This is a genomic window from Butyrivibrio sp. WCD2001, assembly GCF_000424485.1.
Lineage (GTDB): Bacteria > Bacillota > Clostridia > Lachnospirales > Lachnospiraceae > Butyrivibrio.
Map to the genome: position 1 here is coordinate 389922 of NZ_KE384200.1, position 26351 is coordinate 416272.

19 protein-coding genes are annotated in these 26351 nt (G+C 43.1%); 16 read left to right on the forward strand and 3 right to left on the reverse strand.

What is annotated here, in order from left to right; translation table 11 throughout:
• The first annotated feature begins 5 nt into the window (after positions 1 to 5).
• A complete protein-coding gene (locus G630_RS0119625) occupies positions 6 to 1499 on the forward strand; it encodes an alanine/glycine:cation symporter family protein (RefSeq protein WP_044959937.1) in 1494 nt (497 codons plus the stop codon).
• A gap of 137 nt (positions 1500 to 1636) precedes the next feature.
• On the forward strand, positions 1637 to 2032 hold the full coding sequence (locus tag G630_RS23070; RefSeq protein ID WP_022762472.1) for a response regulator: 396 nt from the start codon (positions 1637 to 1639) through the stop codon (positions 2030 to 2032).
• A 74-nt stretch (positions 2033 to 2106) separates the two neighbouring features.
• Here G630_RS23070 and G630_RS0119635 read toward each other — a convergent pair whose 3' ends face one another.
• A complete protein-coding gene (locus G630_RS0119635; RefSeq protein ID WP_026499548.1) occupies positions 2107 to 4263 on the reverse strand; it encodes an ATP-dependent helicase in 2157 nt (718 codons plus the stop codon).
• A 258-nt stretch (positions 4264 to 4521) separates the two neighbouring features.
• Here G630_RS0119635 and G630_RS0119640 point away from each other — a divergent pair, with 258 nt between their 5' ends.
• Positions 4522 to 5703 carry a glycosyl hydrolase family 8 gene (locus tag G630_RS0119640; RefSeq protein ID WP_026499549.1) on the forward strand — a complete coding sequence of 394 codons (1182 nt, stop codon included), beginning with the start codon at positions 4522 to 4524 and terminating at the stop codon, positions 5701 to 5703.
• Positions 5704 to 5712: 9 nt separating this feature from the next.
• Positions 5713 to 5988 carry an acylphosphatase gene (locus tag G630_RS0119645; RefSeq protein WP_026499550.1) on the forward strand — a complete coding sequence of 92 codons (276 nt, stop codon included), beginning with the start codon at positions 5713 to 5715 and terminating at the stop codon, positions 5986 to 5988.
• A gap of 321 nt (positions 5989 to 6309) precedes the next feature.
• On the opposite strand, the gene G630_RS0119650 is transcribed toward G630_RS0119645, so the two are convergent.
• Positions 6310 to 7149, reverse strand: coding sequence for a histidine phosphatase family protein (locus G630_RS0119650; protein WP_022763480.1), 840 nt, complete (start codon positions 7147 to 7149; stop codon positions 6310 to 6312).
• 230 nt (positions 7150 to 7379) lie between these two features.
• On the opposite strand from G630_RS0119650, the gene G630_RS0119655 reads away from it, so the two are divergent.
• The 10 genes from G630_RS0119655 to G630_RS0119710 all read left to right on the forward strand — a co-directional run bounded on the left by G630_RS0119655 (position 7380) and on the right by G630_RS0119710 (position 21323).
• Positions 7380 to 7820: a hypothetical protein gene (locus G630_RS0119655; protein ID WP_026499551.1), complete on the forward strand. Its 441-nt coding sequence runs from the start codon at positions 7380 to 7382 to the stop codon at positions 7818 to 7820.
• A 140-nt stretch (positions 7821 to 7960) separates the two neighbouring features.
• Positions 7961 to 8653 carry an iron-sulfur cluster assembly scaffold protein gene (locus G630_RS0119660; protein WP_022763478.1) on the forward strand — a complete coding sequence of 231 codons (693 nt, stop codon included), beginning with the start codon at positions 7961 to 7963 and terminating at the stop codon, positions 8651 to 8653.
• Positions 8654 to 8675: 22 nt separating this feature from the next.
• On the forward strand, positions 8676 to 9695 hold the full coding sequence (locus G630_RS0119665) for a GGGtGRT protein (protein ID WP_022763477.1): 1020 nt from the start codon (positions 8676 to 8678) through the stop codon (positions 9693 to 9695).
• Between the two features lie 143 nt (positions 9696 to 9838).
• Positions 9839 to 11287, forward strand: coding sequence for a sensor domain-containing diguanylate cyclase (locus G630_RS0119670; RefSeq protein ID WP_196805836.1), 1449 nt, complete (start codon positions 9839 to 9841; stop codon positions 11285 to 11287).
• Between the two features lie 124 nt (positions 11288 to 11411).
• Positions 11412 to 12773, forward strand: a complete 1362-nt coding sequence (locus G630_RS24040) for a GH25 family lysozyme (RefSeq protein WP_026499553.1) — start codon at positions 11412 to 11414, stop codon at positions 12771 to 12773.
• Between the two features lie 18 nt (positions 12774 to 12791).
• Complete coding sequence (locus G630_RS24515) at positions 12792 to 14165, forward strand: AAA family ATPase (RefSeq protein ID WP_081668078.1); 1374 nt, start codon at positions 12792 to 12794, stop codon at positions 14163 to 14165.
• A gap of 606 nt (positions 14166 to 14771) precedes the next feature.
• Positions 14772 to 14966: a hypothetical protein gene (locus G630_RS0119690; RefSeq protein ID WP_026499555.1), complete on the forward strand. Its 195-nt coding sequence runs from the start codon at positions 14772 to 14774 to the stop codon at positions 14964 to 14966.
• Positions 14967 to 14984: 18 nt separating this feature from the next.
• A complete protein-coding gene (locus tag G630_RS24045) occupies positions 14985 to 17348 on the forward strand; it encodes an EAL domain-containing protein (RefSeq protein ID WP_049946326.1) in 2364 nt (787 codons plus the stop codon).
• A 24-nt stretch (positions 17349 to 17372) separates the two neighbouring features.
• Complete coding sequence (locus tag G630_RS24050; protein ID WP_049946327.1) at positions 17373 to 20384, forward strand: ATP-binding protein; 3012 nt, start codon at positions 17373 to 17375, stop codon at positions 20382 to 20384.
• Between the two features lie 159 nt (positions 20385 to 20543).
• Positions 20544 to 21323 (forward strand): response regulator, encoded by a 780-nt coding sequence (locus G630_RS0119710; protein ID WP_026499556.1) that lies wholly within the window; start codon positions 20544 to 20546, stop codon positions 21321 to 21323.
• Positions 21324 to 21848: 525 nt separating this feature from the next.
• Here G630_RS0119710 and G630_RS0119715 read toward each other — a convergent pair.
• Positions 21849 to 22571, reverse strand: a complete 723-nt coding sequence (locus G630_RS0119715) for a hypothetical protein (protein ID WP_196805837.1) — start codon at positions 22569 to 22571, stop codon at positions 21849 to 21851.
• A 952-nt stretch (positions 22572 to 23523) separates the two neighbouring features.
• On the opposite strand from G630_RS0119715, the gene G630_RS0119720 reads away from it, so the two are divergent.
• Positions 23524 to 25515, forward strand: a complete 1992-nt coding sequence (locus G630_RS0119720; protein ID WP_026499558.1) for a M13-type metalloendopeptidase — start codon at positions 23524 to 23526, stop codon at positions 25513 to 25515.
• Between the two features lie 93 nt (positions 25516 to 25608).
• Positions 25609 to 26334 (forward strand): class I SAM-dependent methyltransferase, encoded by a 726-nt coding sequence (locus tag G630_RS0119725; protein WP_049946328.1) that lies wholly within the window; start codon positions 25609 to 25611, stop codon positions 26332 to 26334.
• The last annotated feature ends 17 nt before the right edge of the window (positions 26335 to 26351 follow it).

Genomic DNA, 26351 nt, shown 5'->3' on the forward strand with positions numbered 1-26351 from the left:
TTTTAATGGAGAATTTGCTAACAAACATTGAAAACATCAACGGTGCGGTAAATGGTTTTGTATGGGGACTTCCCATGCTGATTCTTCTTGTTGGTACCGGTATTCTTATGACTGTACTAACAAGAGTATTCCAGATTTCGCATTTTAAACATTGGGTGAAAAATACCATCGGCGGTATTTTCAAAGATAAGCATGTCACAGCTCATACCGATAAGGATGACATGCAGATATCACAGTTCCAGAGTCTGTGTACCGCGCTGGCTGCTACAATCGGAACCGGTAATATTGCAGGTGTTGCTGCCGCAATAGTTTCAGGTGGTCCCGGAGCTATCTTCTGGATGTGGATTGTCGCATTTTTCGGAATGATGACCAACTTCTCCGAAAATGTACTCGGTATCTACTATCGAAGAAGAAATGAGAGAGATGAGTGGTGCGGCGGAGCAATGTATTACCTTAAGGACGGACTCGGATCCAAGAAGGGCTGTGCTTTTATAGGCGCTTTCCTTGCGGTTATGTTCAGTGTGTTCTGCGTTATTGCCTCCTTCGGAATCGGTAATATGAGCCAGATCAACTCCATTTCCGTAAACATGAATTCAGCGTTCGGAGTACCTAACGTTGTTACAGGCGTGATCCTGATGGTGGTCGCAGGACTTGTTATCGTCGGAGGACTTAAGAGAATTGCTTCCGTTACCGAGAGACTTGTTCCTTTCATGGCAGTCATCTATCTCATCGGAGCAATCGTAGTTGTTGTTATGAACATTGATCAGGCCGGTGCTGTTTTCACATCCATCATCAAGGGTGCATTCGGAATGAGAGCTGTCGGCGGGGGAATCGTGGGAAGCGGAATCGCTTACGCTATGCAGTGGGGTATGAAAAGAGGAGTATTCTCCAACGAGGCAGGTCTTGGTTCTTCGGTTATGGTTCACTCGAGCTCCAACGTAAGAGAGCCTGTTGTTCAGGGAATGTGGGGAATATTTGAAGTATTTGCCGATACAATCGTTGTCTGCACACTTACAGCTTTTGCGGTTTTATCCAGCGGACTTGTTAATCTCGATACAGGAGAGGTTATCTCAGACCAGGTTTCAACAGCTCTTGTAGCTGAGGCTTTTTCAACTATCTTCGGAAAATTCGGATCGGCATTTATCGCAATTGCGATTCTGTTCTTTGCGTTTTCCACAGTTCTCGGCTGGAGCCAGTACGGCAGCAAGGGCTTTGAGTACCTGTTCGGAACAAAGGCGGTCAAGCTATATCAGTGCCTGTTCGTATTTTTCATCCTTGTAGGTTCTACTATGGATCTCTCACTTGCATGGGATCTGTCCGACACCTTCAACGGCATGATGGCTATCCCTAACCTTATCGGTGTAGTTACACTTAGCGGCACCGTTATGAAGATTACACAGAACTATGTGGATAGAAAAATTAAGGGAAAAGACGTAAAACCTATGCTTTCCGCTATTGAAGAGATTCAGAAGGTACACGAGGAAGAAATCGCTATTTGATATGTCTAAAAAATTCACAGAATAATATGGAAATTGTCTACACAATCAGTTACAATGTTTGTATGAACATTTAGTTATTAAATAATGATTGTTTTATCCGTTTCAATTAAGATTTATCTTTATGAGGGAGATGACAAATGGCTGATAAGACTATACTGATTGTTGATGATGATGACATGATTCTGATGATGCTCGAGAAGATTCTTTCCAAAGAGTTCAAGACAATAACTGCTATTTCCGGAGAGGAAGCTATTGAGGAATACGAGCAGTATCATCCCGATATCGTTCTTTCCGACTACATGATGCCGAAGATGAACGGCTTCGAGATGATGGATAAAATGCATGAGCGCTTCGGAAGAAATATTTTTGCTATCTTTATGACTGCCAATGAGCAGGAAGAGACCGAGTTTGAAGTCTACAAGCACGGAGCTCTTGAATTTATTAGAAAGCCGATCAAATCGGAGACTTTGCTCCAGACTATCAGAGCTTGCATGGACAGACTTGATGCCATGAAGCAGAACGGCATGCAATAATTATGAGAACAAGACGCCCGGTGGTATACGCCACCGGGCTGTTTTATTGTGCGTCTGGCGGCACATGTATTTTATTAAACTGTGGTCAGCTTTACCTTAAATGATATCTGCCTCGGTGTCTCCATCTCATCAAACTGAATCAGATAGCATCCATCAGCTGTGTTGAGTTCAAGTATTGTTCCGTCGCCGAGGATTGCATGCTTAACACGCTGACCCGGCTCTAAGAGGTTCAGCTTTTCAGCACCTTTTAAATGTCTGGAATCATTGTCGATAAATTTTCGGACAGCCTTTATCATGCCTTCGTCGGGCTTCTCTGTGAACTCGAGAAGGCTGCTGTCTATATCAAGAATAAATCTCGAAGGGTAGCGCGGCAGTCCCTCGAAATTCATTCCGCCTGCTTCCGATATGAATAGCCTTCTCTGAGCTCTAGTCATGGCGACGAAGGCGAGACGTCTTTCTTCTTCCATACCCTCAAGGGTACGGATTTTTCTTGAAGGGAAAATTCCCTCATTCATTCCGCACAAAAATACATAAGGGAACTCTAAGCCTTTTGCGGCGTGAACCGTCATAAGTTTTACCTTGTCCGCTTTTCCGGCATCTGAATCGGCATTGGTGAAAAGTGCGACATGTTTAAGGTAGTCCTCAAGTCCGACTTCCTCACCGCAGGTGGTCTCATATTCAAATACTGACTGCTTTAATTCCGCCAGATTATCAAGTCTCTCCTGGGCGCCCTCGGTTCGCAGCATCTCTTCGTAGCCGCTCTCGTTCAGAATTTTGGCGAGAACCTCAGAAGCCGGAAGCCCCTCGTAGCAGTCGCTCCATTTTTCTATCAGATTAAGGAATGAAGCTGCTTTTGTTCCGCGCATTATTTCATTGTCCAAATTATCACCCAGCGCTTTGTAAAGGGTGCAGTTATTTGCATTGGCATATTCCTCAAGAAAACGCATCCTCTTTTTACCAAGATTTCTCTTAGGAACGTTTGCAATTCGCCTGAAGGAAATATCATCGCGATATACAATCATGCGAAGATAACATAGTGCGTCCTTGATCTCCATGCGTCCAAAAAATTGGACGCCTGAATAAATTGTGTAGGGAATCTTCTCACGAAGTAGTCCCTCCTCAATAGTGCGGGTTACATAGTGTGCTCGGTACAGGACAGTCATATCCTTATAAGGGATGCCCATCCCCTTAAGAGTCAGAATCTCGCCTGTGATCCAGTCGGCTTCGTCCGTGGTATTCGGTGCAAAATGGCAAAGAACACTCTCACCGGCGGGAAGCGTGGAACATAGATCCTTCTTGATTCTCTGCGTATTTTTATCAATAAGAGAATTAACTGCGCTAAGTATCTGGGGCGTTGATCTGTAATTGTCATTCATCATGATGGTCGTGACATCAGGGAAATTCTTATCGAAATCCAACAGGTATTTCACATTTGCGCCGCGCCAGGTGTAGATGGTCTGGTCGGGATCGCCCACGATGAAAAGGTTCTTATGGTAGCCCGAAAGCGCCTCCATCAGCTCGTACTGGAGGCTGTCGATATCCTGAAACTCATCGATCATTATGTACTCGAGCCTTTTTTGCCACTTCAGCTTGATGTCTTCGTTCTGTGAAAAGATGTAGAGAGAGAACTTGATCAGATCGTTGTAATCAAGCCCGAAGCATTTCTTCTCCTGGTAAAGGTAGCCGTAGAAGAGGATGTCGGATACTTCGGTGGCCTTGTCGTATTTTTCCTTAAGAGTATCCAGTGACATGGTGATCATATCGAGGTAGTACTCGGGTTCCTTGAAAATCTTGCGAATCTCAAACATGTCTCTGGCGGCGCTGAAAGTCATGTCGCGAAGCGAAAGCCCGCGCTCCTCGTAGATGATCTTCAGCATCTCGTCGATGTCGGAATTATCCAGCACAAGGAAGCTCTTGGGATAGGAGACCGCGTGCGAATCCTCCTGAAGCACAGATACGCAGAATCCATGAAAAGTGTTGATGTATCCGGTGTCGTTATCACCTGTGAGATTGTGGATGCGCTGCCGCATTTCGTTCGCGGATTTATTGGTAAAAGTCACGCAAAGAATATGACCCGGCATAATACCAAGTCCGTTTACAAGGTATGCAAAGCGGTGCGACAAGGCTCTCGTCTTGCCGCTTCCCGCGCCGGCAATGACGCGGACGTACCCTTCCGTCGTGGTGACCGCTTCCTTCTGCGCTTTATTTAAATTCTCAAGAATATCTGCCATGCTGGTTCCCTTTTGATAAGATTTATGTAGCAAAAAGTGCTTAATTTGAAACTAATTCCGTAATTCAAATACATTCTACCAAACAAACGTTCTGATTGCAATAAAGACTCCGAACCGCAACAACCACATATAAAAAAGCAACTTTAAGTAAGACATGGAAAAACTGTCATGAGAATATATTCAGTAGAAATTACTTTATGACAGCCATTATAATCAAGATATCATCCTGAATTTTTTTTTAAAGTGAGGAGTCGGAAAATGGGAGCATTTAAGACAGGCGAATACAGAAATCTTTTCAGAGAAATCGGGAAATCCGATGAAGAAATAAGCGCTAAGATCAAAGAGTCGGTTCAGACTTTTTTCTATGATGATAATGAGAGAATCTACCACGAAGCCGGGGAGGATATGGGATACCTCACCGACACCGGCAACAATGATGCCAGAACCGAGGGTATGTCCTACGGAATGATGATGTGCGTTCAGCTTGACATGAAGGAAGAGTTTGACCGAATATGGAAGTGGTCCAAGACCTACATGTACATGGACGAGGGTGAAAACGAAGGTTATTTTGCCTGGTCATGTCAGACAAACGGCAAAAAGAACGCCTATGGTCCGGCTCCTGACGGAGAGGAATTCTATGCGATGGCGCTGTTTTTCGCTTCTCACAGATGGGGCGACGGCGAGGGAATTTTCAACTACAGTCGGGAGGCCAGAAATATCCTGAGCGCATGCCTTCATAAGGGTGAAAACGGCAGGCCCGGAGCACCCATGTGGAACAGGGAAAACGGACAAATTCTGTTTGTACCCGGATGCCCGCACACTGACCCCTCTTATCATCTGCCTCATTTCTATGAGCTCTTTGCGCTCTGGGCAAACGAGGAGGACAGAGAATTTTTTGCAAGAGCTGCTAAGGTCAGCAGGGAATATCTTGTAAAGGCTTGTCACAAGGACACCGGACTTAGCCCTGAGTATGGCAATTTTGACGGAACACCCATGGATAAGCAGCTCCCCTGGGGACAGTTTGGTGACTTCTTCAGCGATGCCTACAGAACTGCTGCGAATATCGGCCTTGATGCGATCTGGTTCGGTGACGACTGCGGCCAGCTGGGAGTTCCGCTTAAGATGATGAAATTTTTCGGAACAGATCTTGAGGCTGTCAGATGTGCCTATAAGGTAGACGGGACACCTCTCGAGAGACCTGTGCTTCATCCGCTTGGACTGCTTGCAACAATTGCGCAGGGTGCACTTGCGATTGATAACCCGGGAGCAAAAGCGGATGGCAGCGATAACGACAAAGCGGGTGCCGACTTTGAGACCGCGCGTAAATGGGTGGAATGGTTCTGGAATCAGCCGCTTCGAAAGGGCGAGCGCAGATACTACGACAACTGCCTGTATATGTTTGCACTTCTGGCGCTGTCGGGTAATTACAGGATTTATTAAAGGGAAAATATGAGTAAGGTTCGAGTTCATGTAAAGTTCAAAGGATATGTGCAGGGAGTGGGTTTCCGCTATACTGCTTTTCATACAGCCAATATGTACGGCCTGACCGGCTGGGTGAAGAATGAGTGGGACGGCTCGGTTACGGCAGAAGCCCAGGGCACAATGGAAGAGATTCAGCAGTGGATCGCCGCCGTCAAATCCGGCACCTACATTGATGTGATGGACATGACCATGGCGACAATTCCTGTTGAAGAAGATGAGCGAACCTTCGAGATCAAGTATTAAGTACGTAATTTGTACTTGAAGCTGATTAGAACAAATTTTATTCATGTAGAAAAATGAAGGCGGAAAGTAATTCAACTTTCTGCCTTTTCGCAATTTACATATTTTATTTAGTTTGTTACTCTTTTTAGTCTTATTTGGAGATTGTGAAAAGCAATATTTTCGCAATTAAGGGGAAAAAGAAAGTTTGTTACTCTGTTTATTATGAAAAAGGAGTAACAAACTTATTATTTATTATGGATTGCGAAAAAATGGCTTCTTTTTATAAGAAAAAGCACTAAAAAAGAGTAACAAATAAAATGAAAAGATGTATTTGCGAAAAGCTTATAAAAGTTTCGGAGCCTTATCCTGAATGCTTTCGTCATAGTAGACTACAGAAGAATTCAGAATTTTGTAGACTGGTTTCCCGGCGTCAATAATCAGCTCGACAATAGCAATTCCGCAGTTGGGGAGAAGGCCGTCGCCCCAGAATTTTGCAAGATCGGATTCACCGCGGACATACATGAGTATGGCTTTACTGAGTGCCCCATGAGCACTTATGAGAACGGTACTATCATGAGCGGCAGAATTACTTTCGAAAGCCGAATCGCTGCTATCATCTGTGCCGGAGCTTGCAAGCGGCTCTATAACATTTATCATGAAATCCTTCGCACGAAGGCAGAGCTCACTAAGCAGTTCAGGGGTAGGGGATTTGCTATCACCATCAGATAAGGTCTTGGTGGCAGGAACATTCTCCTGATCTGGCAAGTCCTCAGAGCTTGATGGCTCACTGTTCCTTAGTGCGAGAAGTTCCTTCTCATACAAATCCGGCGCTGTCTTGAAATATCTGAAGGGACAGTGTTCATCCTCTGTCATCTCAAAAACACTTCCGCCATCCATGAAACCAAAATGAAGCTCCTTTAGGCGACCATCAGTAGTAATCTTGAATGGATTATTATTCTTTCCTGAATATAGTTCCTCGAGAACAATTTCCGCCGTCTCATATGATCTGGAAAGAGGACTTGAATATACCTTATCAAAAGAGATTCCGGCTGCTTTTAAGCCTTTCCCTGTCTCTTTCGCCATAAGCTTTCCGAGCTCATCCAACGGGATATCAGTCTGCCCCTGAATAAGTCTCTTATTATTCCATGCAGTTGTTCCGTGTCTTAAAATAAATATTTTCATTTCTCGTTTCCTTTGTTATAGTCATATGAATTCTTATGAATTTTCTTTACTTTCGCTTTACTCGTTTAATTGTTTCCTTCTACCGTATTTTACGGATGATTTCATCTATAAGCAAGAATAGTTTCAATAAAAATCCCACAGCCCAACTATTTTCTGCTATCATAGACAAGTGGGCAATCTGCCCTGACAAAACACATGAGGGGAACTATACAAAAAAGGAGAGAAAGAGTATGAAAAAAGTAGTAGTAAAAGTTTTGTCACTTATGCTTGCGTTCATGATGGTATTTGGCGCAGTAGGAATGACAGCAAGCGCAGCAAACAAGGACAAGGCTGCGAAGAAGCTTTGCAAAGAGATCAACAAGGGTGGAAACAAGTGCAAGGGTATAACCGGTAACCTCAAGGTTACATATAAAAAAGAGGGCAGCAAATACAACTTCACAATTAAGCTGGATATGCCCTTGGATGCATGGATGTTTGATATGTCAGCAAAGATGCAGCCTAAGGAAATAGGACAGGCCAGAGATTCAGTAAAGAAGGTTTCAAAGACATTCAAGAAGAAGGCTAAGAAAGTCGGCATCAAGAAGTCAAGCTGCACATACATTGTTTATGCCAACGGAACAAGAATTTGGGAGTTTAAGGACGGTAAAGTCGTTTACGATAGGTATCAATAAGTGTTTATTATTATTTAATAACATAAACACTCATAAAACCTTGATATAATCTGCATTTTTTAGTAGAATCCAAATGTAGTGCGTAGTAAACGATAAAAATTTATCATACTATAGTAAACACTAACAATAAGGAGGTACTTATGATTTACTCAACAGAGGTAAAAAATATGTGTCCCGTAACACAAGGGGTACATCATGGTGCTGCTCCCATTCCTGAAGAAGCAAAATGGGTTCAGTCCAAAGAGATTAAGGACATTTCCGGTTATACACATGGTATTGGCTGGTGTGCTCCTCAGCAGGGTGGCTGTAAGCTTTCCCTTAATGTTAAGGAAGGTGTCATCCAGGAGGCACTTGTAGAGACTATCGGATGTTCCGGTATGACTCACTCAGCAGCTATGGCAGCTGAAATTCTTCCCGGTCTTACAGTTCTTGAAGCGCTCAATACAGACCTTGTATGTGACGCTATCAACACAGCTATGAGAGAGCTGTTCCTTCAGATTGTTTATGGTAGAACACAGTCTGCATTCTCAGAGGATGGACTTCAGATTGGTGCCGGCCTTGAGGATCTTGGTAAGGGATCACGTTCAATGGTAGGTACTACATATGGTACACTTGACAAGGGACCTCGTTATCTTGAGCTTACAGATGGTTACATCACAGACCTTGCTCTTGATGAGAACGACGAGATCATTGGTTACAAGTATGTTAACTTTGGAAAGATGATGGACTTCATCAAGGCTGGTGACGATGCAAACACAGCTATTGAGAAGGCTAAGGGTCAGTATGGTCGTGTAGCAGACGCTGCAAGATTCATCGATCCCAGAAAACAGTGATAAAGGTAAGGAGGAAAAAATAATGGCTTTATTTGAATCATATGAAAGAAGAGAGCCCCAGATCCTGGCTTGCCTTAAGGAGTATGGCATCTCTTCTATTGAAGAATGTAAAGATATTACAATGGCAGCAGGCATTGATGTTTACAGCCTCATCGAAGGCATTCAGCCTATCTGCTTTGAGAACGCTAAGTGGGCTTACACAGTAGGCGCTGCTATCGCAATCAAGAAGAACTGCCGCAAGGCTGCTGATGCTGCTGCAGCAATCGGTATCGGCCTTCAGGCTTTCTGCATCCCCGGTTCTGTTGCTGACCGTCGTAAGGTTGGTCTTGGCCACGGTAACCTTGGTAAGATGCTTCTTGAAGAGGATACAGAGTGCTTCGCATTCCTTGCAGGTCACGAGTCATTCGCAGCTGCTGAGGGTGCTATCGGTATCGCAGAGAAGGCTAACAAGGTTCGTACAAAGCCTCTTCGCGTTATCCTTAACGGTCTTGGAAAAGACGCTGCACAGATCATTTCCCGTATCAACGGCTTTACATATGTAGAGACAAAGTACAACTACTTCACAGGTGAGGTAGAGGAAGTCTTCAGAAAGTGCTATTCAAAGGATGCAAATTCACCTCGTGCAAAGGTTAACTGCTACGGCGCTAACGATGTACAGGAAGGTGTTGCTATCATGTGGAAGGAGAACGTTGACGTATCTATCACAGGTAACTCAACCAATCCTACAAGATTCCAGCATCCCGTTGCAGGTACTTACAAGAAGGAGCGTACTGAGGCTGGTAAGAAGTACTTCTCAGTTGCTTCAGGTGGTGGTACCGGACGTACACTTCATCCCGATAACATGGCAGCAGGTCCTGCTTCCTACGGTATGACAGATACTATGGGTCGTATGCACTCTGACGCTCAGTTTGCAGGTTCTTCTTCCGTTCCCGCACACGTTGAGATGATGGGTCTTATCGGCGCTGGTAACAACCCGATGGTTGGTATGACTGTTTCTACAGCCGTTTCCATCGAGGAAGCTGCAAAGGCTGGAAAATTCTAAAATCCCGGTATCATAGAATAATTAAAACAAGAATAGAGGCTGTGAGAAGGCATTCCTTTTCACAGCTTCTTTTTTATAATCTTTTACAGAAATTTAAGTTTTAGATAATTCATACTTCACTGCTGTTCCTATACAATAGTATTGTGGGAAATAGGATTCAAATATCCACATGGCACTGCGATATTTCAGCAAAATATAAGGGTGAAGATATGGATTTTTCCGCATTAGTTAATTCATTAAATACAATAGCCTGCGTCCTGTCGGTGGAGAGACTCCCGGACGGAGAGATGGGTGAACTGCGCATTGTTGCGGCTAATGAAAAATATAAAAAATCTATGCCGCCCACCTATTATGACGGAATGATTTATACCGAGCTTTTCCCCAAGGAAAGAAAGTTCGAGCATTTTGTATCATCGGCTGCACTGCGCAATAAGCAGATCCATACCTATGTTGAGGCTAAGGCTATAGGAATGTGGATGGATCAGGTTTATATTCCGCTTGCCTCAGATCGTGACGATATCGGATATTGCATTTTTTCATATGAACTCACAAAGGAAGCGGATCCCGATAGAATGGGCAATGTTACGATGGACACAGCAGCGTCTGTAATAAAAAGCTGTGCCACTTTCCGTACTTCGGACAATTTCATGGTGGCCGTGGATGAGGTTGTCCGGGAGATTTATGAAAAATGTGATGCGGACAGCGTGAGTGTTCTCAGTATAGACGAGCTTACCCATGGACTTAAATATATCGGTGGTAAGACAAAAGATGTAGACGAAGCAGAACATGCGAAGAGGATTGAGAATATTCCGCCTGAGGTTGTTAAGACCTGGGATAAGACAATTGAGAAAAGTAATTGTCTTATTATAACCGATGAGGATGACATGAAAAGCCTGGAGGAAAGAAATCCGGAATGGGCACATTCGCTTAGAGATAATGGAGCAAAAAGCATCTGCTTTGTTCCACTTGTCCAGAATAAGATCACGATTGGATATCTTTACGTAATAAATTTTGATGCTTCGAGAACTATTGAGATTAAGGAACTTCTTGAGCATACTTCGTTTTTCCTGGCTGCGGAGCTTGCAAACCATAATCTTATGGAAAAGATGCGAGAACTCAGCAACATGGATTCACTGACCGGAGTTTTCAACAGAAATGCCATGAATATGAGGGTAGATGCCTTTGTATCAAAAATGGAACTTAGGCTCAGGCCTTACGGAGTGATTTTTATTGACCTGAATGGTCTTAAGTATGTAAACGATAAGTATGGCCACGAAGCAGGCGACCAGATGCTGTGGTCTGCGGCATCTATAATATCCTCCGTCTTTGATACGGATGAGATTTACAGAGCCGGTGGTGATGAGTTTACCATTATCAGCATAAATACCACAGAGGATGCATTTAACGAGAAAATAGATAAGCTTCGTGAAAAAACAACCTATCCTGCAGAGATTACAATGTCTATCGGTAGCCACTTTTCATCAAAAGGTGACGACATCCGTTTAGCCATGAGAAATGCAGATCTTACCATGTATAAGGATAAAGAGGAATTCTACAAGGAGCACCCTGAACTCAAGAGCAGGAAAATATAAATAGTTGCGGTGTGCTTCAAAATATTGCCGAATATATGCGGCTACCTAGATTGGTCTATCTAGGCAGCCGCTTTTTGTGGTATAATTTATATGGTATGTTGTTTTGTTTAATATGGAGGAGTGTATGAAATTATCTAAGAGAATTTTTGCAGGTATACTTTCCGCAGCGCTTGTATTTACGGCAGTACCTGCTATGAACGCTAGTGCCGCGAAGATCAATTATTCGGGCATATATACAAAAGAAATATCTATTGAACAGCAGGATGAGTCCGAAGCTGTTTTCAATCCGCTGCTTGCCGAGGTATCTGACGGGGATGCGGAGAATGCTCAGTCTGAGAAAGTCCGTGTCATGCCGGGCATGAAATTTGCCATTGCAGCTACCAGATACGGAGCTATCATCAAGACTTCCAAGAACAAATCACAGTTCAAGTACAAAACATCAAATAAAAAGGTTGCAACCGTAACTACGAAGGGTGTTGTAACCACTCTTAAGAAGGGTAAGTGTGACATCACGGTTACCAATAAGAAGGATGGAGTGAAGTTCGTTCTTCACCTTACCGTTGCAAAAAACGTAAAGGTCAGCAGCGTTAAGCTGAATCTTAAGAGTAAAAAGTTTAAGACCAGAAACTATGAAGGAAAGACCTTCCAGCTTACTGCAAAGGTAAAACCTTCGAAGTATTCGAATGTACCTATTCTCTGGGGAAGCACAAACACAAATGTTGCTACGGTTGATGAGAGAGGACTTGTTACTTTGCAGGGATATGGCGACTGCCAGATCTATTGCAGGGCAGGCTCCAACAATAAGGTAGCAAGCTGCAAGGTTTTGGTTATCGATCCCGATGCACCCAAGGAAAACAATAATAATGGCAGCATCTGTTCACTCACATACAACACCGGTAAGCTTGTGGATATCTCAAGCCATAATACCGTTAATGACTGGAAGCAGCTTAAGAACAGCTGCGACGGAGTTATTATCCGTGTGGGTTATCGCGGATACGGCAGCGGTGCTCTTGTAGAGGATTCCAAGTTCAGAAGTAATGTTTATAACTGCCAGCAGTACGGAATTCCTTACTCTTTCTACTTCTTTACCACAGCTGTAAATGAGGCAGAGGGTGCGGAGGAAGCTAACTGGATTGCCAATACCATAAGCGGACTTAATACATCGATGCCTGTATTTATCGATGTTGAGAGCAGTGGCACAGGCTCCGGCAGATCGGATAATATGAGCGTTGCTCAGAGAACAGCCGCAGTAAAGGCTACGGTTTCTCAGCTTTATGCAAGAGGCATCACCGGTGGTGTTTATTCATCAACCTGGTGGTACAATAACAGACTTGATATGAGTCAGCTGCAGTACCCTCTCTGGGTAGCAGATTACCGCGGATATTGCGGATATGACCAGGGCAATAAATTTGCATGGCAGTTTACATCAAACGGTACAGGCTACGGCGTTGCAAACAGATGTGACGTATCGGAGTGGTATCAGTAAGTTACAAGGAGCATTACGATGTCAGACAATTTCATGGGAGATATTTACAACGACTTCTTCGGCCCGGGATCAGGCGGAGACGGAAAACCGCCGGTATTTGACGATCCGAAGAAGGAAGAGAGCATAAGAAGGAAGGTCAGCAGGGACTTTGAAAATCTGAAAAAAGGTGAAGAGAACATAGGTCCTAAGTACCCTGAGGAAAACAGCCCCGCTAAGCCTGAATCCGGAAATGCAGACAGAAAAACCGAACATTATCAGGATGCCAACGAGGCACTTGAAGAGGCGAGAAAACTTTTCGAAAACAAGAATAAGCCCGTTCCTCCGGCACCTACAGCAGTGTCAACAGGAGATGCAGCACCTAAGCAGGAGCAAAAGCTAGAGGAACCTGAGACAGATCCGATGGAAGATCTGAATTCTCTGATAGGTCTTTCCTCCATCAAGCACGATGTTAAGGAACTTACCGATTTTGCCAAGGTTCAGAAGCTACGAAGAGACGAAGGTATGAAGTCCGTACCTGTATCACTTCACCTGGTATTTACAGGTAATCCCGGAACAGGTAAAACAACAGTTGCCCGCATTATTTCCAGGATTTACAAGCAGATTGGTGTTCTTTCCAAGGGACAGCTCGTCGAGGTTGACCGCTCCGGTCTAGTTGCAGGTTATGTCGGACAGACAGCTCTTAAGACTCAGGAGAAGATCAATCAGGCTCTCGGCGGAGTACTTTTCATAGATGAAGCTTATGCGCTTTCCCAGGAAAATGATGCCTTCGGTCAGGAGGCTATCGATACGATCCTCAAGGCTATGGAGGATCACAGAGATGATCTCGTTGTTATTGTTGCAGGATACACAGAACCGATGGAGAACTTTATAAACTCCAATCCCGGCCTTAAGTCCCGCTTCAACAAGTATATTGAATTCCCGGATTACTCTGTGGATGAACTTGAAGAGATCTTCAACATGAACCTCAAGAAGTATGAATACGAGGTGGAAGAGGATGCCAAGAAGCACATACGTGAGATGATCAGTCAGAGAAAACTCACCCGTCTTGAGAATTTTGCTAATGCGCGTGAGGTTAGAAATCTTTTCGAGGAAATCGTGACCAACCAGGCCAGAAGAATCGCGAAGCTTGAAAATCCCACTCCAGAGGACATCAAGCTTATCACTTCTGAAGACCTCATTGATAAGAGTCTTCAGGAAGATAAGAATGATGATAAGAAATCAGAAGTTGAAGACCTTCCGGTTCAGGAAACCACCGACAGCACTGATGGTGGGACCGAGCAGGAAGACCATGAGAACAGTACAGATCTCGATGCGGCCTCCGAGAAGGAAGCCGATGAGGAGAACGGTACCGTCGAAACCGATGCGGACAAACTTGAAGGGGACGCTCTTTAATAAGCGATCACTGATGATATTCGGTATCGCATCATAGGGGGCAACGCCCATGTCGGCATTCATATAAAGAGATGCCGCAATTACAAAGCACAGTAGTGCCACTATAAATACAACAGCTCTGTAGGGCCATTCCCGGAATACAAATTCGGGGATGGTCTTTTTCCATATCCATCTGCAAAAATCAGAAATGTATCCGATGAATACCATGTTCGCGATGGTGCCGGGACCGATCTGGTGACGGTCAAACAGTACAACAAAAACGAAGAGTACCAAATTGAGCAGTACCTGCCAGGTTCCGAATAAAATTCCAAGACGCCTTGAAATAGTAAGGTTCATGAAGGTGCAGGGATCGGTTCCAAGATTTACTTCAATCAAAAAGGACAGGAAAAAGCCCATAAAGAAAACACCAAGCGTCATTATGCCAAGTTTTTTTATTTTTTCTGAATCCATAAATAAATCTCCTATCAAAAATCGCAATCGTTCCTATTTTGCTTTATTTTTCATGGAATGTAAAGGAATACTTTAAATACTCTTAAAAAAACATAAAAACGCACTTTAAGCTTAATTTTCGTTGTAGAATAAAAATGATGTATAAGGGAGGATGCTATGAATATCTATCTGTGTAAGCCTGACGAAACACTTGAGCAGGCACTTGAAGCTGTTATGGAAAAAGATCCTGACGGAAGAAAATTTACCTGTGATGAAGAAAAGGACAGGTGCTATATCGGGGATGAGGCATTTGCCAATGCGCCTGTAATAGTAAATAAAAATAATCAGTACTATGCACTGAAGCAAGTATGATACCTTAGTGGGGAAATTATGCTAAAGAACGAAGAGATTGATCAGTTAACCGGACTTCCTAATCTTTATTCTTTCAGGAAAAATGCGCAGAATCTGATGGATGGCCGCGCGAAGACCGAGCGGGAATTTGCCATCATCTATTTTGATGTGCAGAATTTTAAGAGCTACAACTCGCGCTATGGCTTTGAGGCCGGTGACCGCTTTCTTCAGAATCTGGCAAAACATATTGAGAAGATTTTCCCGGAACTTATGGTGGCAAGATTTTCCGATGACCATTTCGTTGCACTTGCATATTTTTCTGGAATAGAGGCGAGAATTGAAGACCTCCGAAGAAGAGTTATAAGCTACAATCCCGATGCGGGAGTTGATCTCCATGCGGGTATTTATGAGCTTGAACCCGATGATACGGACATCAGTATGGCCTGCGACAAGGCGAGAATTGCCTGCAACAGTATAAAAGCCAATTACGACAATATCTACAGATACTATGACAGAGAGCTGGGCAACCAGCTCGATCTGGCACATTACATAATTCACAATATAAGCGATGCGGTTCTGAACGGATATATTCAGGTTTACTATCAGCCCGTGGTAAGGGTTATCTCGGGAAGAGTATGCGGTTTTGAAGCGCTCGCACGATGGGTGGATCCTAAACACGGATTCCTTATGCCCGGAGTTTTCATACCTATTCTCGAGGATGCACACCTTATCTACAAGCTCGATGCCTATGTGATAAGGCAGGTCTGCGAGGATATCAGGGAATACATGGATCATGGCTATAAACCCCAGCCTGTGTCCATCAATCTTTCCCGCACCGATTTTCATCAAAAGGATATGTACCGCGTTGTTAACGATGCGGTCAGCGTAAATAAAATACCCAAGAACCTCATACATATTGAGGTTACCGAGAGTGCCCTTGACGACAATCAGGACGTACTGAAGGGAACAATAGATAAATTCAGGAGAGGTGGCTACCAGGTTTGGATGGACGACTTCGGAAGCGGCTATTCATCACTGAATCTTCTAAAGGACTATGAATTTGACGTCCTCAAATTCGACATGAAGTTTTTGCAGAACTTTGGATCCAATCCAAAGGAGACCGCTATCTGGGAAAATGTCATCAACATGGCAGAAGAGATAGGAATCCAGACCCTTGCAGAGGGTGTGGAAACCATGGAAGCATGGGATTTCCTAAAGAGAGTCGGCTGTGAAAAGGCTCAGGGCTATTTCTTCGGAAGACCTATGTCCAAATCCGAATGCATTGATTATCTCGATGAAGCCAAGGGTAACGAAAGGCCTTCAAAAACCGCAATGGAAGAGGATGAGAGTGCGCTCTCACACAACAAGAATATTATTGAACTCAAAAATGAGGAGCCCGAAGAGGATGAAATAGACAGGATCGGAACAATTGAGGATGAGCAGTTTATGGCGCAGTCCCCGGTGTACCTCACTCTGGCAGCAAGAGGGTTTGTGTCGCTGCTTGAGTACAATTCCTATTCCCAGTTCCAGAAGCATTCATTTTTCATAGTTGCGAATCTGTCTGAGGATAAGCTGGTAAGACTCCACCTTAGCAGTAAGCGCAAGATACTTGATAAGGAATATCACAAGCAGGAATCCTACCAGGAGATGATAGATGACATAGTCGAGAATACGGTTATCGACGAGGAAAAGAGAAACGTTGAGGAATTTTTCAGCAAGGACAGACTGATTCTTGCTTATCACAGCGGAATTAATTTTGATGAGATTGAATTCCACAGGATAGTTGATAAAAAGATGGCTCCGAGATGGACGCATACCATCTATCAGATAATGGAGGAAGAGGGAAGCATCGTTGCGTATTTCCTGTCTTTCGATATCGATGAGTATAAGAGATCTAAAGATCTAGTGAGACAGATGGCCGAGCGTGATTCACTTACCGGGCTTTACAACAGACATACCGCTGTTCCGCTTATCAGAAACAGGCTTTACAGGCATCACGGCGGGAAGTCGGTGCTGATAATGGTCGATGTGGATAATTTCAGAGATATAAACGATAGGTTTGGAAGTTTTGCGGGCGATGAGGTTTTGAGAAGAATTTCCGCAAGGCTGGATGACTTCTTTGGAAGAGATGGCATTGTGTGCCATATAGATCAGGATGAGTTCCTGATTTTCCTTGAAAATATTCAGCCGGTGAACATAGAAGACAGAATCGTGGATCTTTGTGACAACATTTTCAGTTTAAGATACCATGATGACAAAATTACGTTCACAGTCTCTGCGGGCTATGTCGTTCATCCCGATCAGGGCAGAGGATACCATGATCTGTACCGCAAGGCAGACATGGCGCTTTGCATGGCGAAAAATGCAGGAAAGGGAACAGCAGTCAGATATTCCGAACAGTGACCGTCTTAAGAGGATACTGTAATTATGCGTAAACGTGACCGCAATTTTTATATCAGGCATATTGTTCTGATAGTTCTGTTTGCTTTTGCAACAGTAATCACAATTAAAAACAACTTGCATATTGATAACGGTGATGAGCTTTCGGGATTACAGTTCTTTAGCGTGTACCTGTTTAAATTTTCACCGCTTCTTATTTTTGCGGGGCTTGAGGGTGTTACTCCCGCTGTTTTTTCATGCTTTATTCTGTTTGGCGTAAAAACTGCAGTCAACAAGGAACTCGCCTTTGTTACCGGTATTTATCTTGTGGGTGCGGCAACCACTCAATACTTTTCAATGAGCGGAATGTTTGAAAAAAAGCGCAAAGCTTTATTGGCAATGCTTTTTTACATGCTCTTCTACGGGAGCGTGTGGGGAGGCTGCCTTGGAATTCTGGCAGGGAGACGCTTTATCGAGTTTATGCCGACCAGAAATATCTGGTTTTTCCTGAATGAATTTCCGGAAGCTTTTGTTACGGTTGCTGTTTTATACCTGATTCTCGGAAAAGGTTCCAATAAATTAAAGGCGCTGTTTTTCAGCGGCGTATATTACAGAAGTGATGTGGATGAGCTTTCCAGAAAAATGGCTGATATCAGAAAGTCAAAGCTCAGCAGATCGGTATCCCTGATTATTTCAATACAGGCGGTAGCACTGGGAATTGCGGCTGCAATATATGCCAATACGCTTATTCCCAATATGAAGCAGTCATTTGAGTCCAGTATTATTAAGCAGGTTGATCAAATTTCGCAGTCTACCGACTGGAGTAAAATGACCAACATAATCCATCTCGAGCAGGTTGTCAGTCAGATAGAGAGTGTAAAGCAGACAGGATACCTGCGGCTAACACTCAATAATGACACTCTCATTTTTGATACAAAGCTGATACTTCTGATACTTATAGTCATTATTCCTATGGCGGTTATTGCCAATCAGTATGCGCAGTTTCGAATAACGAGGCCAATAATGAGGCTTGCGGATTCCGTGCAGTCCTTCTATGACCTTGGCGCGAAAGGCCTGGATGAAAATCTGCGAAGACTGCAGAATCTAAACATACGCACTGATGATGAGATTGAGTACATGTACTCGAATTTCACCAAGACTGCAGAGACCATGGTCAGCTATATCAAGATGATTCAGGCGCAGCGGTCACTTGCTGATGAACTGCGTGCTCAGCAGATGGCGAATGAGGCGAAGAACAATTTCCTTTCAAGTATGTCGCATGAGATCAGAACGCCCATAAATGCTATGCTCGGCTTTAATGAGATGATACTCAGGGAGAGTAAGGACGCTGAGATACTAAAGTATGCTTCGAATGTAAACAGTTCGGGTAAGCTGCTGCTCGGACTTGTAAATGACATTCTCGATTTTTCCAGAATTGAAGCAGGAAAGACGGAGATAATACCTGTTGAGTACGACCTCAGCTCGCTGATCAACGATCTTGTGAATACCGCGCACATGAGGGCACAGGGGAAGGCGCTTGAACTTAAGACCAATATTTCAACGGATATCCCCTGCATCCTTTTCGGAGATGAGATCAGGATTAAACAGTGTGCAATGAATGTGATAACCAATGCCGTAAAATATACAAATGAAGGCAGCGTTACCATAAGTGTCGATTACACCAAGATAGATGATGATAACATATCTCTGAGATTCAGAGTGAAGGATACCGGAATCGGAATCCGCAAAGAGGATATGGACAAACTCTTTTCGCCCTTTGAACGTATTGAAGAGAGTAGAAACAGGACCATCGAGGGAACCGGCCTTGGAATGAATATAGTAAAGCAGCTCCTGTCTCTCATGGATTCAAGACTTCTTGTCAGCAGTGAATACGGAAAAGGCAGTGAGTTCTCTTTTTCCATAAAACAGAAGGTGCTCAACTGGAATCCTATCGGTGACTTTGCAGCGACCTACGAGGAGACGCTGCTCGGACAGGATACCTACCACGAGAGCTTCCATGCACCTGAGGCGAAGATTCTGGTTGTCGATGATACACTTGCAAACCTTACGGTTATACAGGGCTTATTAAAACAGACCCAGGTTCAGGTAGACGTTGCCGAGAGCGGTTTCGAGGCTCTTGAGAAGGTCTGCGAGAACAAGTACAACATTATTTTCATGGACCACAGAATGCCCAAGATGGACGGCGTCGAAACCTACAGGGCGATGAAGGAACTTGATGAAAATCTGAATAAGGATGTACCCGTATTTGCGCTGACTGCAAACGTGATAAGCGGCGCAAGGGAAATGTATATGAAGGAAGGCTTTGCAGGCTATATCCCGAAGCCTGTTGATTCAGGAAGGCTTGAGGATGCGATATTGAAAGCTCTTCCTGAAGAACTGATAATCAGACCTGATGATGAAGAATTTAATTCCGTGATAGAGGCTGAGGAGATAGGAGCGGAGGATCTTGAGGCCATCGGAATTATGACCAATATCAAGGGCATAGACTACGAGACCGGTGCAAAGAACTGCGGTGGGCCCTCCGCACTCAGGAAGGTTGCCACAAACTTTGCTCTTGCTATAGAGAATAACTCAAAATCCATCGAGGATGCCTGGCACTTCGATGATTTGGATAATTACACGACCTATGTGCACGGGTTGAAGAGTTCGGCCAGGGTCATAGGTGCTATCGAGCTTTCAAACCTCGCCGCTTATCTGGAGCAGTGCGGCAATAAGAAGGACAAGGATGAGATAGAGAGAAGAACTCCCGAGCTTTTGGCAAATTACAGGGAGTACATTGATTTCCTGAAGCCGCTTATTGATGAAGCTACCGCGGAAACCGAGGAAGACATGAACAAACCTCTGATAGAACCGGAGGAATTAAAGGGAGCTCTTCGCAGTCTCAAGGAATTTGTGGAAGGCAGCTATTTTGACAGTGCAGACGATGTCGTCTCCATGATGGACGACTATCGAATGCCGGAGGATTTCAAGGGGACTTACAAGGAAATCAAAAGACTGCTCGCTGCTGTTGATAGGGATGGACTTTTGAAGATTTTATGATTGAACTATGAACCTTCCCCTTGGGGAGGGAGATAATAAAAGCCGTCTCCCCTGGGGGAGAGGGAAAAATAAAAGCCTTCCCCCTTGGGGGAGAGGGAAAAATAAAAGCCTTCCCCCTTGGGGGAAGGTGTCAGCGAAGCTGACGGATGAGGGGAAAATATGGACAAAAGAGTACTACTAATTGGAGCATCCAAAAGTTTTATGGTAAGTGCTATCGCGAAAGGCCTTGAAAAAGACGGCTTTGAGATAGTTCACTGTGAGTTTACCAAGGCCGCACTTACAGCGGTTGAGGATAAACCCCAGCTTTATGTGCTTTACCTGGGAGACATCGATACTTCCAATCCGGAGAAAAACGGTATAGAACCGCTGAAGTATCTCGATGAAGCAATAGACAGAGAGAGGTTCTTCCTCTATGAGGTCGGGAACACTGACGAGCTGAATTATGCTTCCAAGTTCCTGTCCAATATAAAGGTCACTGAAACTTTCCTCAGGCCTCTTGATGTGCAGCAACTCTCGAATCAGCTCATGTCAGCTGTTCAGAGCAACGAGATATCCGAGGATCAGAAAAAGAAGATTCTTGTTGTGGACGACGATGGAACAATGCTCAGAATGATCAAGACCTGGTTGTCTGTGAAGTACAGAGTTTACATGGCAAGCTCCGGAAAGATCGCGCTGAACTTCCTCCAGAGCAATGAGGTTGATCTCGTGCTTCTTGACTACATGATGCCGCAAATGGACGGTCCACAGGTTCTTCAGGAGATCAGAAAGAGCGACAGCCTTAAGGCTCTTCCTGTCATGTTCCTTACTTCCAAGAGCGACAAGGAGAGTGTTGTCAGCGTGGCCGCTCTTCGCCCTGAAAAATACCTGCTTAAGACAATGCCTAAGGCGAAGCTCATAAAGAGTATTGATGAATTCTTCTTCGGTCCGGAGAAAGAGTGATGTGGACCTCAGTGACGGAGAAAGAGGAAAATAGAGATTTGGTTTAGGATGGATAGTGAAAGGTTATGAAGAATAGTGCAAGCTTTTGCTGGCGGAGGCTGTGGCCTCCGCCTGTTTATGCTTTTGGTACTTTGTTATGGGTACTGTTTATGCTTTTGGTACTTTGTTATGGGTACTGTTTATGCTGTTGGTACTTTGTTGCGCTAAGGTTTTGTGGGTACAACAAAAGTGACGTTGTTGTTTTGATTTGTTGTTTGGATTCGCTTGGATTTTTTATTGGGACAACAAATATGGGTGTATCTGTCTATTATGTTGTTTGGAAAAATCGAAGGTGCAATAAATGTAGGCTTATCCTTGAAGTTTGTTGTTCGGTATTTTGGTGCAAACAACAAATAGAGGAGCTGCTATTCAATTTGTTGTTTCGGAAAATAGCAAGTGCAACAAATTCGGGGATATCCATCTGGTTTGTTGTTTGGCATTTTTGCCTGTACAACAAACCGTTGAAGTACCATTTGATTTGTTGCATTACTTCTTTTTTCCAAAATGCTTATCAAGAAAATCCTCAATGTTTTGCGTGTTAAGAGGCATCTTTTGAGTCTCCATTGTTATGAGCAGTTCTTCACCAAGGTATATTCCGGTTTTTTCATAATCTCTAAGCTTGCTAAGATTCCTGGAAATATAATCCGGGTCATCAACTTTGCCTAGATGTTCAAGCAGTACAACTTTTCTGGTATGAATATTAAGTATTGTAAAATCAGGATGTCTGATTTCTCCATTATAAAGCGTTACAGGGTATTCATATTTGTATGGAATGGATCTGGAAAACAGGGCATTTGCTATCATTTCTTCTGCCTTTGATCTTACCTGTTCGCCTCTGGCAGTGATATGAAAGGGAACACCCTCGTCTATTCCTTTGGGTTTATATTCGATATTCTGCCAATAGATTGCATATTCCTCATCTGTCATCTCGGCTATATCCATTTTTGTCTTGATTTCCCATGGAAATGATTCTGATATACCGGCCGGGTTGAAATTGTAATGATTTAGAAAACTGTGTAAAAGCTTTAACTCTTTTTCGGCAGATGAGATGTATTTTACGTCATACCTTTTCTGGGCTAGTTCAAGAATAGTTTTGGGTTTATCTTTGTGAATATATTCACCGTTAGGCTCCCCTTTGTTACGCTTGTAATATTGATAACTATTACGATTTCTGATGATTTTGAGATCACCTTCAGGGTATTTATTCAAACGTTTCTTTCGCTTTTCAATTTCTTGTGTTAGATTTTTTTCTCTTTCTATTATCAAATCGTAAATATTATTTGTGTTTATTTGCATATAATTAGTCCTCAATTCTTTTCGTTTTTATCCTCATTATTCACAGTAGCGGGGTTACATGTTTTGGAGTTCAAACTATCTGGCCATATATTTTGAGTCCAAATTTGTAAAAAGTATTGTGAAAATAGCATGCTGAACGCATACCAATCGCTCGAAGAACAACAAGATTATATTTTACTCATAAACATAACAGTGTCAAGCATAAATATGAATACATGTGATTTCAGCGGCGAAAAATACGGTTAAGCGTATTTATTTACACTTGATTTATGAGGAGCTTTACAGAGGATCTACGGGGATTGACAGAAATCTACGGGAGATTAACAGAGATCTACGGGGATTGACAGGATTCTTAGGAGGGGAATGATCTCCGAGAAAATATAGATACAACAAATGATAGAATTCATTACGAATCTATTGTGAGAAAAACCTGGAGATACAATAAATAAGAGTATATCAGACATAATTGTTGTATGGGAAAAATTGAGAAACAATAAATAAAGAGATATTTGATGGATTTGTTGTTTGAACGAAATATCAATGCAACAAAACCAAGCAGTACAGCTTGATTTGTTGTTTGGAAAAAAACTAGACACAACAAACCAAACAGATGAAAACTGATTTGTTGTTTGCAAAAATATGAGACACAATAAATCAGATAGATGTAGTTATATTTGTTGTATGGAGATATATTCGGAACAACAAATCAGACGTCCGGAATCAGATTTGTTGTGAGGCTGGATTTTTAAGTACCTAAAGTGGAGCTATAGTCGAATCCACGTTTAAACAGCCCCGTCTCCAATTTGAGAGATTCCGCCAATATTGCTATAATTGCTTGGGGGGAACAAATTAAGGAGGAAACGGTATGAAAAGAATGACTAATTGTCGCATTAAAAGGGTGGCAGCCTGTTTAGTGACGGCTGCTTTAAGTGTATCTATTGCCGCGCAAGTTACCGGATGCGCAGCATCTGTTTCAAATAAGGCTACTCAGCCGGAAGAAATCATAGAAAGTGAAAAGGAAATAACCCCTTCTGAAGAAATCATAGAAAGAGAATCCGTTTACGATTTCGATGACTTGGTAAATGCTCAGTGGAAAGAAGAAGCCAAAGCCAAACTGGAAGAAAACGGGTATAGTTATTACTCTGTTATTACTGAGAGGACAGAGGTTCTTGACGACAAAATGGTGGAAATATTCAAAACGGATATTTCATCACTTCCACAGGACAGTGACATTTACAAAGTGCTCTATGTTTACAATCAGATTCTGGATGCAAAGTGGGAAGGAACGGAAGCCAAAAAGGAGATAAAGAGTAAACTTGACCTGATTGACGCTGTGTGCACCCGTCACGATTTATACTCGCTTTTCACAGATAAATACTGGGGACGTTATAATCTCGGAATGTCAAGAAGAGTTGATTTTGTGAGAGGTGATATAACAAATGACATTGATCCGCAGACAATCATAGGTAACGGGAGAATGACAGATGAACAAAAATCTGTGGCGCAAAATTACCTGATTAACCTTGGCTTTTCGGAAGACAGAGCGAAAGAAATCATCAGTAATGCTGATGAGATGGATAAGATGATTGTCGACTATCATGACGGTTTGTCTGAGGATACACTTTGGGGATTCATTGGAAGAAAAACGCTTGAAGAGAAAAACGTTCAGTTCCCGATTCTTGATATCTTAAGTAATCAGGAAGCGCTAGGAAGAGATAAAAGCTTCTATTCTAGTTTGGACTACCTGAGCTTTCTGGATGATTATTATACAGATGAGAATATTCCGAAAATCAGAGATCAGATGATCGCCTGCGCGGCAGTGACACTTTCCAGACTTGATAAAGAAGACGGTGGCGAGACCAGCTTTGCATTTTATCCGTACGCGGAGAAACCTGATTTTGACGAGTGCCTTAGATATGCTATGTTTCAGGCGGGTGGTTACACAATCGAAAAAACATTCAAAGATAAATATATTAGTGACAAGACTATTGATGACGTAAAAGAGATAATAGAAGATGAAAAAGCAACAATGCGGAACATGATAGCTGATACAGACTGGCTTTCTGTGCATGGTAAGGAGCAGGCGAATCACAAGATTTTTTATCTTAAGGAGTACATTGGTGAAAATGGTCACACTGACGATTTGTCCGAAGTGGAACTCACTGAGAATCCATTGGAAAACTACATTGCGCTAAAAACAAGTTTGAATGACTTTCGAGATAAGCAGCTTTTAACAGATAAAACAGATAAGGAATTGTTCACAGGCTCATTTATACAGGTCAATGCATTTTACAATGCCTATAATAACAGCATTATTGTTGGGGATGGTTATCTGGAAGATGTTACCGATGCATCATATGAGGAAAAACTTGCATATCTGGGAGTTACGCTGGCACACGAGTTATCTCATGCGTATGACCCCAAAGGCAGTAACTATGACTATGAGGGCTATAATGATCCCTGGATGTCTGAAGAAGAATACGAGGAGTATTCGAATCGGACTAAGAAAATTGAAGAATTTTTCGATGGGATGGAAGTCGGAGATGGCATAAAGCTTGACGGGAAACTGGTTTGCCAGGAAGCCTTCGCTGACTTAATGGGAATGGAATGCTGCATCAGAATTCTCGGGGAAAGAGATAATCCTGATTATGACGCATTTTTCAAAGCCTACGCAAGAGAAAATGCCTGCTACTACACACAGGACGGCTTAAAGGAGGCGGTGAAGGATACACACCTTCCTTATAAGGAACGCATAAATTATATTGTTGGCCAGTTTGATGAGTTTTACGAGACCTATGATGTTGATCCGGACAGCCCTTATTATGTGCCCAAGGAGAAGAGGCTGTCGACGTTTTAATAAAAAAACGGGGACGATAAGCACATCTAAAAAAATTCAACAACATGCGGCTTGCAAGACATGGCTTAAGATAGAATACTATGGAGGAGAAAAATGTCAGCAGCAATCGATAATTACAGAAAAACAGTAGAGCAGCCCTGGGGAAGAATGTTCTATGATTTGATATACAGACAACTGAATATTCCGAGTGATAAAAAATTAAAGATACTCGATTTCGGTGCAGGTTTTTGCATAACCGCAGGCCACTATGCAAAAAGCCATGAAGTGACTGCGGTTGAGCCAAGTGAAGAAATGTACAGCCTTCGCTTTTCAGACAATGATTACACCCTGGTTCCACAGGGAGCGGAGTACCTGGAAACACTTGAAGATAACAGCTACGATGTTGTTATATGCCACAACGTTCTCGAATACGTGGATGACAGAGAGGCCTTGTTGCAGCAGTTTGTCAGGATTCTGAAAAAAGGTGGAATGCTGTCTGTAGTAAAACATAATGATCCCGGCAGAGTTATGATGTACGCAGTACTGAATGATAATCCGAAGGCAGCCCTTGAATTGTTAACGCAGGAAGGCAGTGAGAACTGCGCATTCGGAACCCGGAATGTCTACAACAACGAAACGCTTACAGCATCAATTGCAGACAAAGCAGAACTTACAGCTATGTTTGGTGTGCGAACCTTCTTTGGACTGTCCTCCAATAACGACATCAAGTTTACAGATGAGTGGTATGAGGCTATGCTTGACCTGGAAACGGAAGCGGGCAAGAAGGAAGAATACAAAAAGATTGCCTTCTTTAATCACTTGATTTTCAAGAAGAAATAAACAGCAAAATAGATTGG

Bases quoted from the DNA above. Each gene is read 5' to 3' on its own strand.
- G630_RS0119720 (WP_026499558.1), top strand. From the start codon at position 23,524: ATGAAAAGAATGACTAATTGTCGCATTAAAAGGGTGGCAGCCTGTTTA.
- G630_RS0119635 (WP_026499548.1), bottom strand. From the start codon at position 4,263: ATGGCAGATATTCTTGAGAATTTAAATAAAGCGCAGAAGGAAGCGGTC.
- G630_RS24050 (WP_049946327.1), top strand. From the start codon at position 17,373: ATGCGTAAACGTGACCGCAATTTTTATATCAGGCATATTGTTCTGATA.
- G630_RS0119710 (WP_026499556.1), top strand. From the start codon at position 20,544: ATGGACAAAAGAGTACTACTAATTGGAGCATCCAAAAGTTTTATGGTA.
- G630_RS0119650 (WP_022763480.1), bottom strand. From the start codon at position 7,149: ATGAAAATATTTATTTTAAGACACGGAACAACTGCATGGAATAATAAG.
- G630_RS0119665 (WP_022763477.1), top strand. From the start codon at position 8,676: ATGGCTTTATTTGAATCATATGAAAGAAGAGAGCCCCAGATCCTGGCT.
- G630_RS0119625 (WP_044959937.1), top strand. From the start codon at position 6: ATGGAGAATTTGCTAACAAACATTGAAAACATCAACGGTGCGGTAAAT.
- G630_RS0119640 (WP_026499549.1), top strand. From the start codon at position 4,522: ATGGGAGCATTTAAGACAGGCGAATACAGAAATCTTTTCAGAGAAATC.
- G630_RS0119690 (WP_026499555.1), top strand. From the start codon at position 14,772: ATGAATATCTATCTGTGTAAGCCTGACGAAACACTTGAGCAGGCACTT.
- G630_RS24515 (WP_081668078.1), top strand. From the start codon at position 12,792: ATGTCAGACAATTTCATGGGAGATATTTACAACGACTTCTTCGGCCCG.
- G630_RS24045 (WP_049946326.1), top strand. From the start codon at position 14,985: ATGCTAAAGAACGAAGAGATTGATCAGTTAACCGGACTTCCTAATCTT.
- G630_RS0119660 (WP_022763478.1), top strand. From the start codon at position 7,961: ATGATTTACTCAACAGAGGTAAAAAATATGTGTCCCGTAACACAAGGG.
- G630_RS24040 (WP_026499553.1), top strand. From the start codon at position 11,412: ATGAAATTATCTAAGAGAATTTTTGCAGGTATACTTTCCGCAGCGCTT.
- G630_RS23070 (WP_022762472.1), top strand. From the start codon at position 1,637: ATGGCTGATAAGACTATACTGATTGTTGATGATGATGACATGATTCTG.
- G630_RS0119645 (WP_026499550.1), top strand. From the start codon at position 5,713: ATGAGTAAGGTTCGAGTTCATGTAAAGTTCAAAGGATATGTGCAGGGA.
- G630_RS0119725 (WP_049946328.1), top strand. From the start codon at position 25,609: ATGTCAGCAGCAATCGATAATTACAGAAAAACAGTAGAGCAGCCCTGG.
- G630_RS0119655 (WP_026499551.1), top strand. From the start codon at position 7,380: ATGAAAAAAGTAGTAGTAAAAGTTTTGTCACTTATGCTTGCGTTCATG.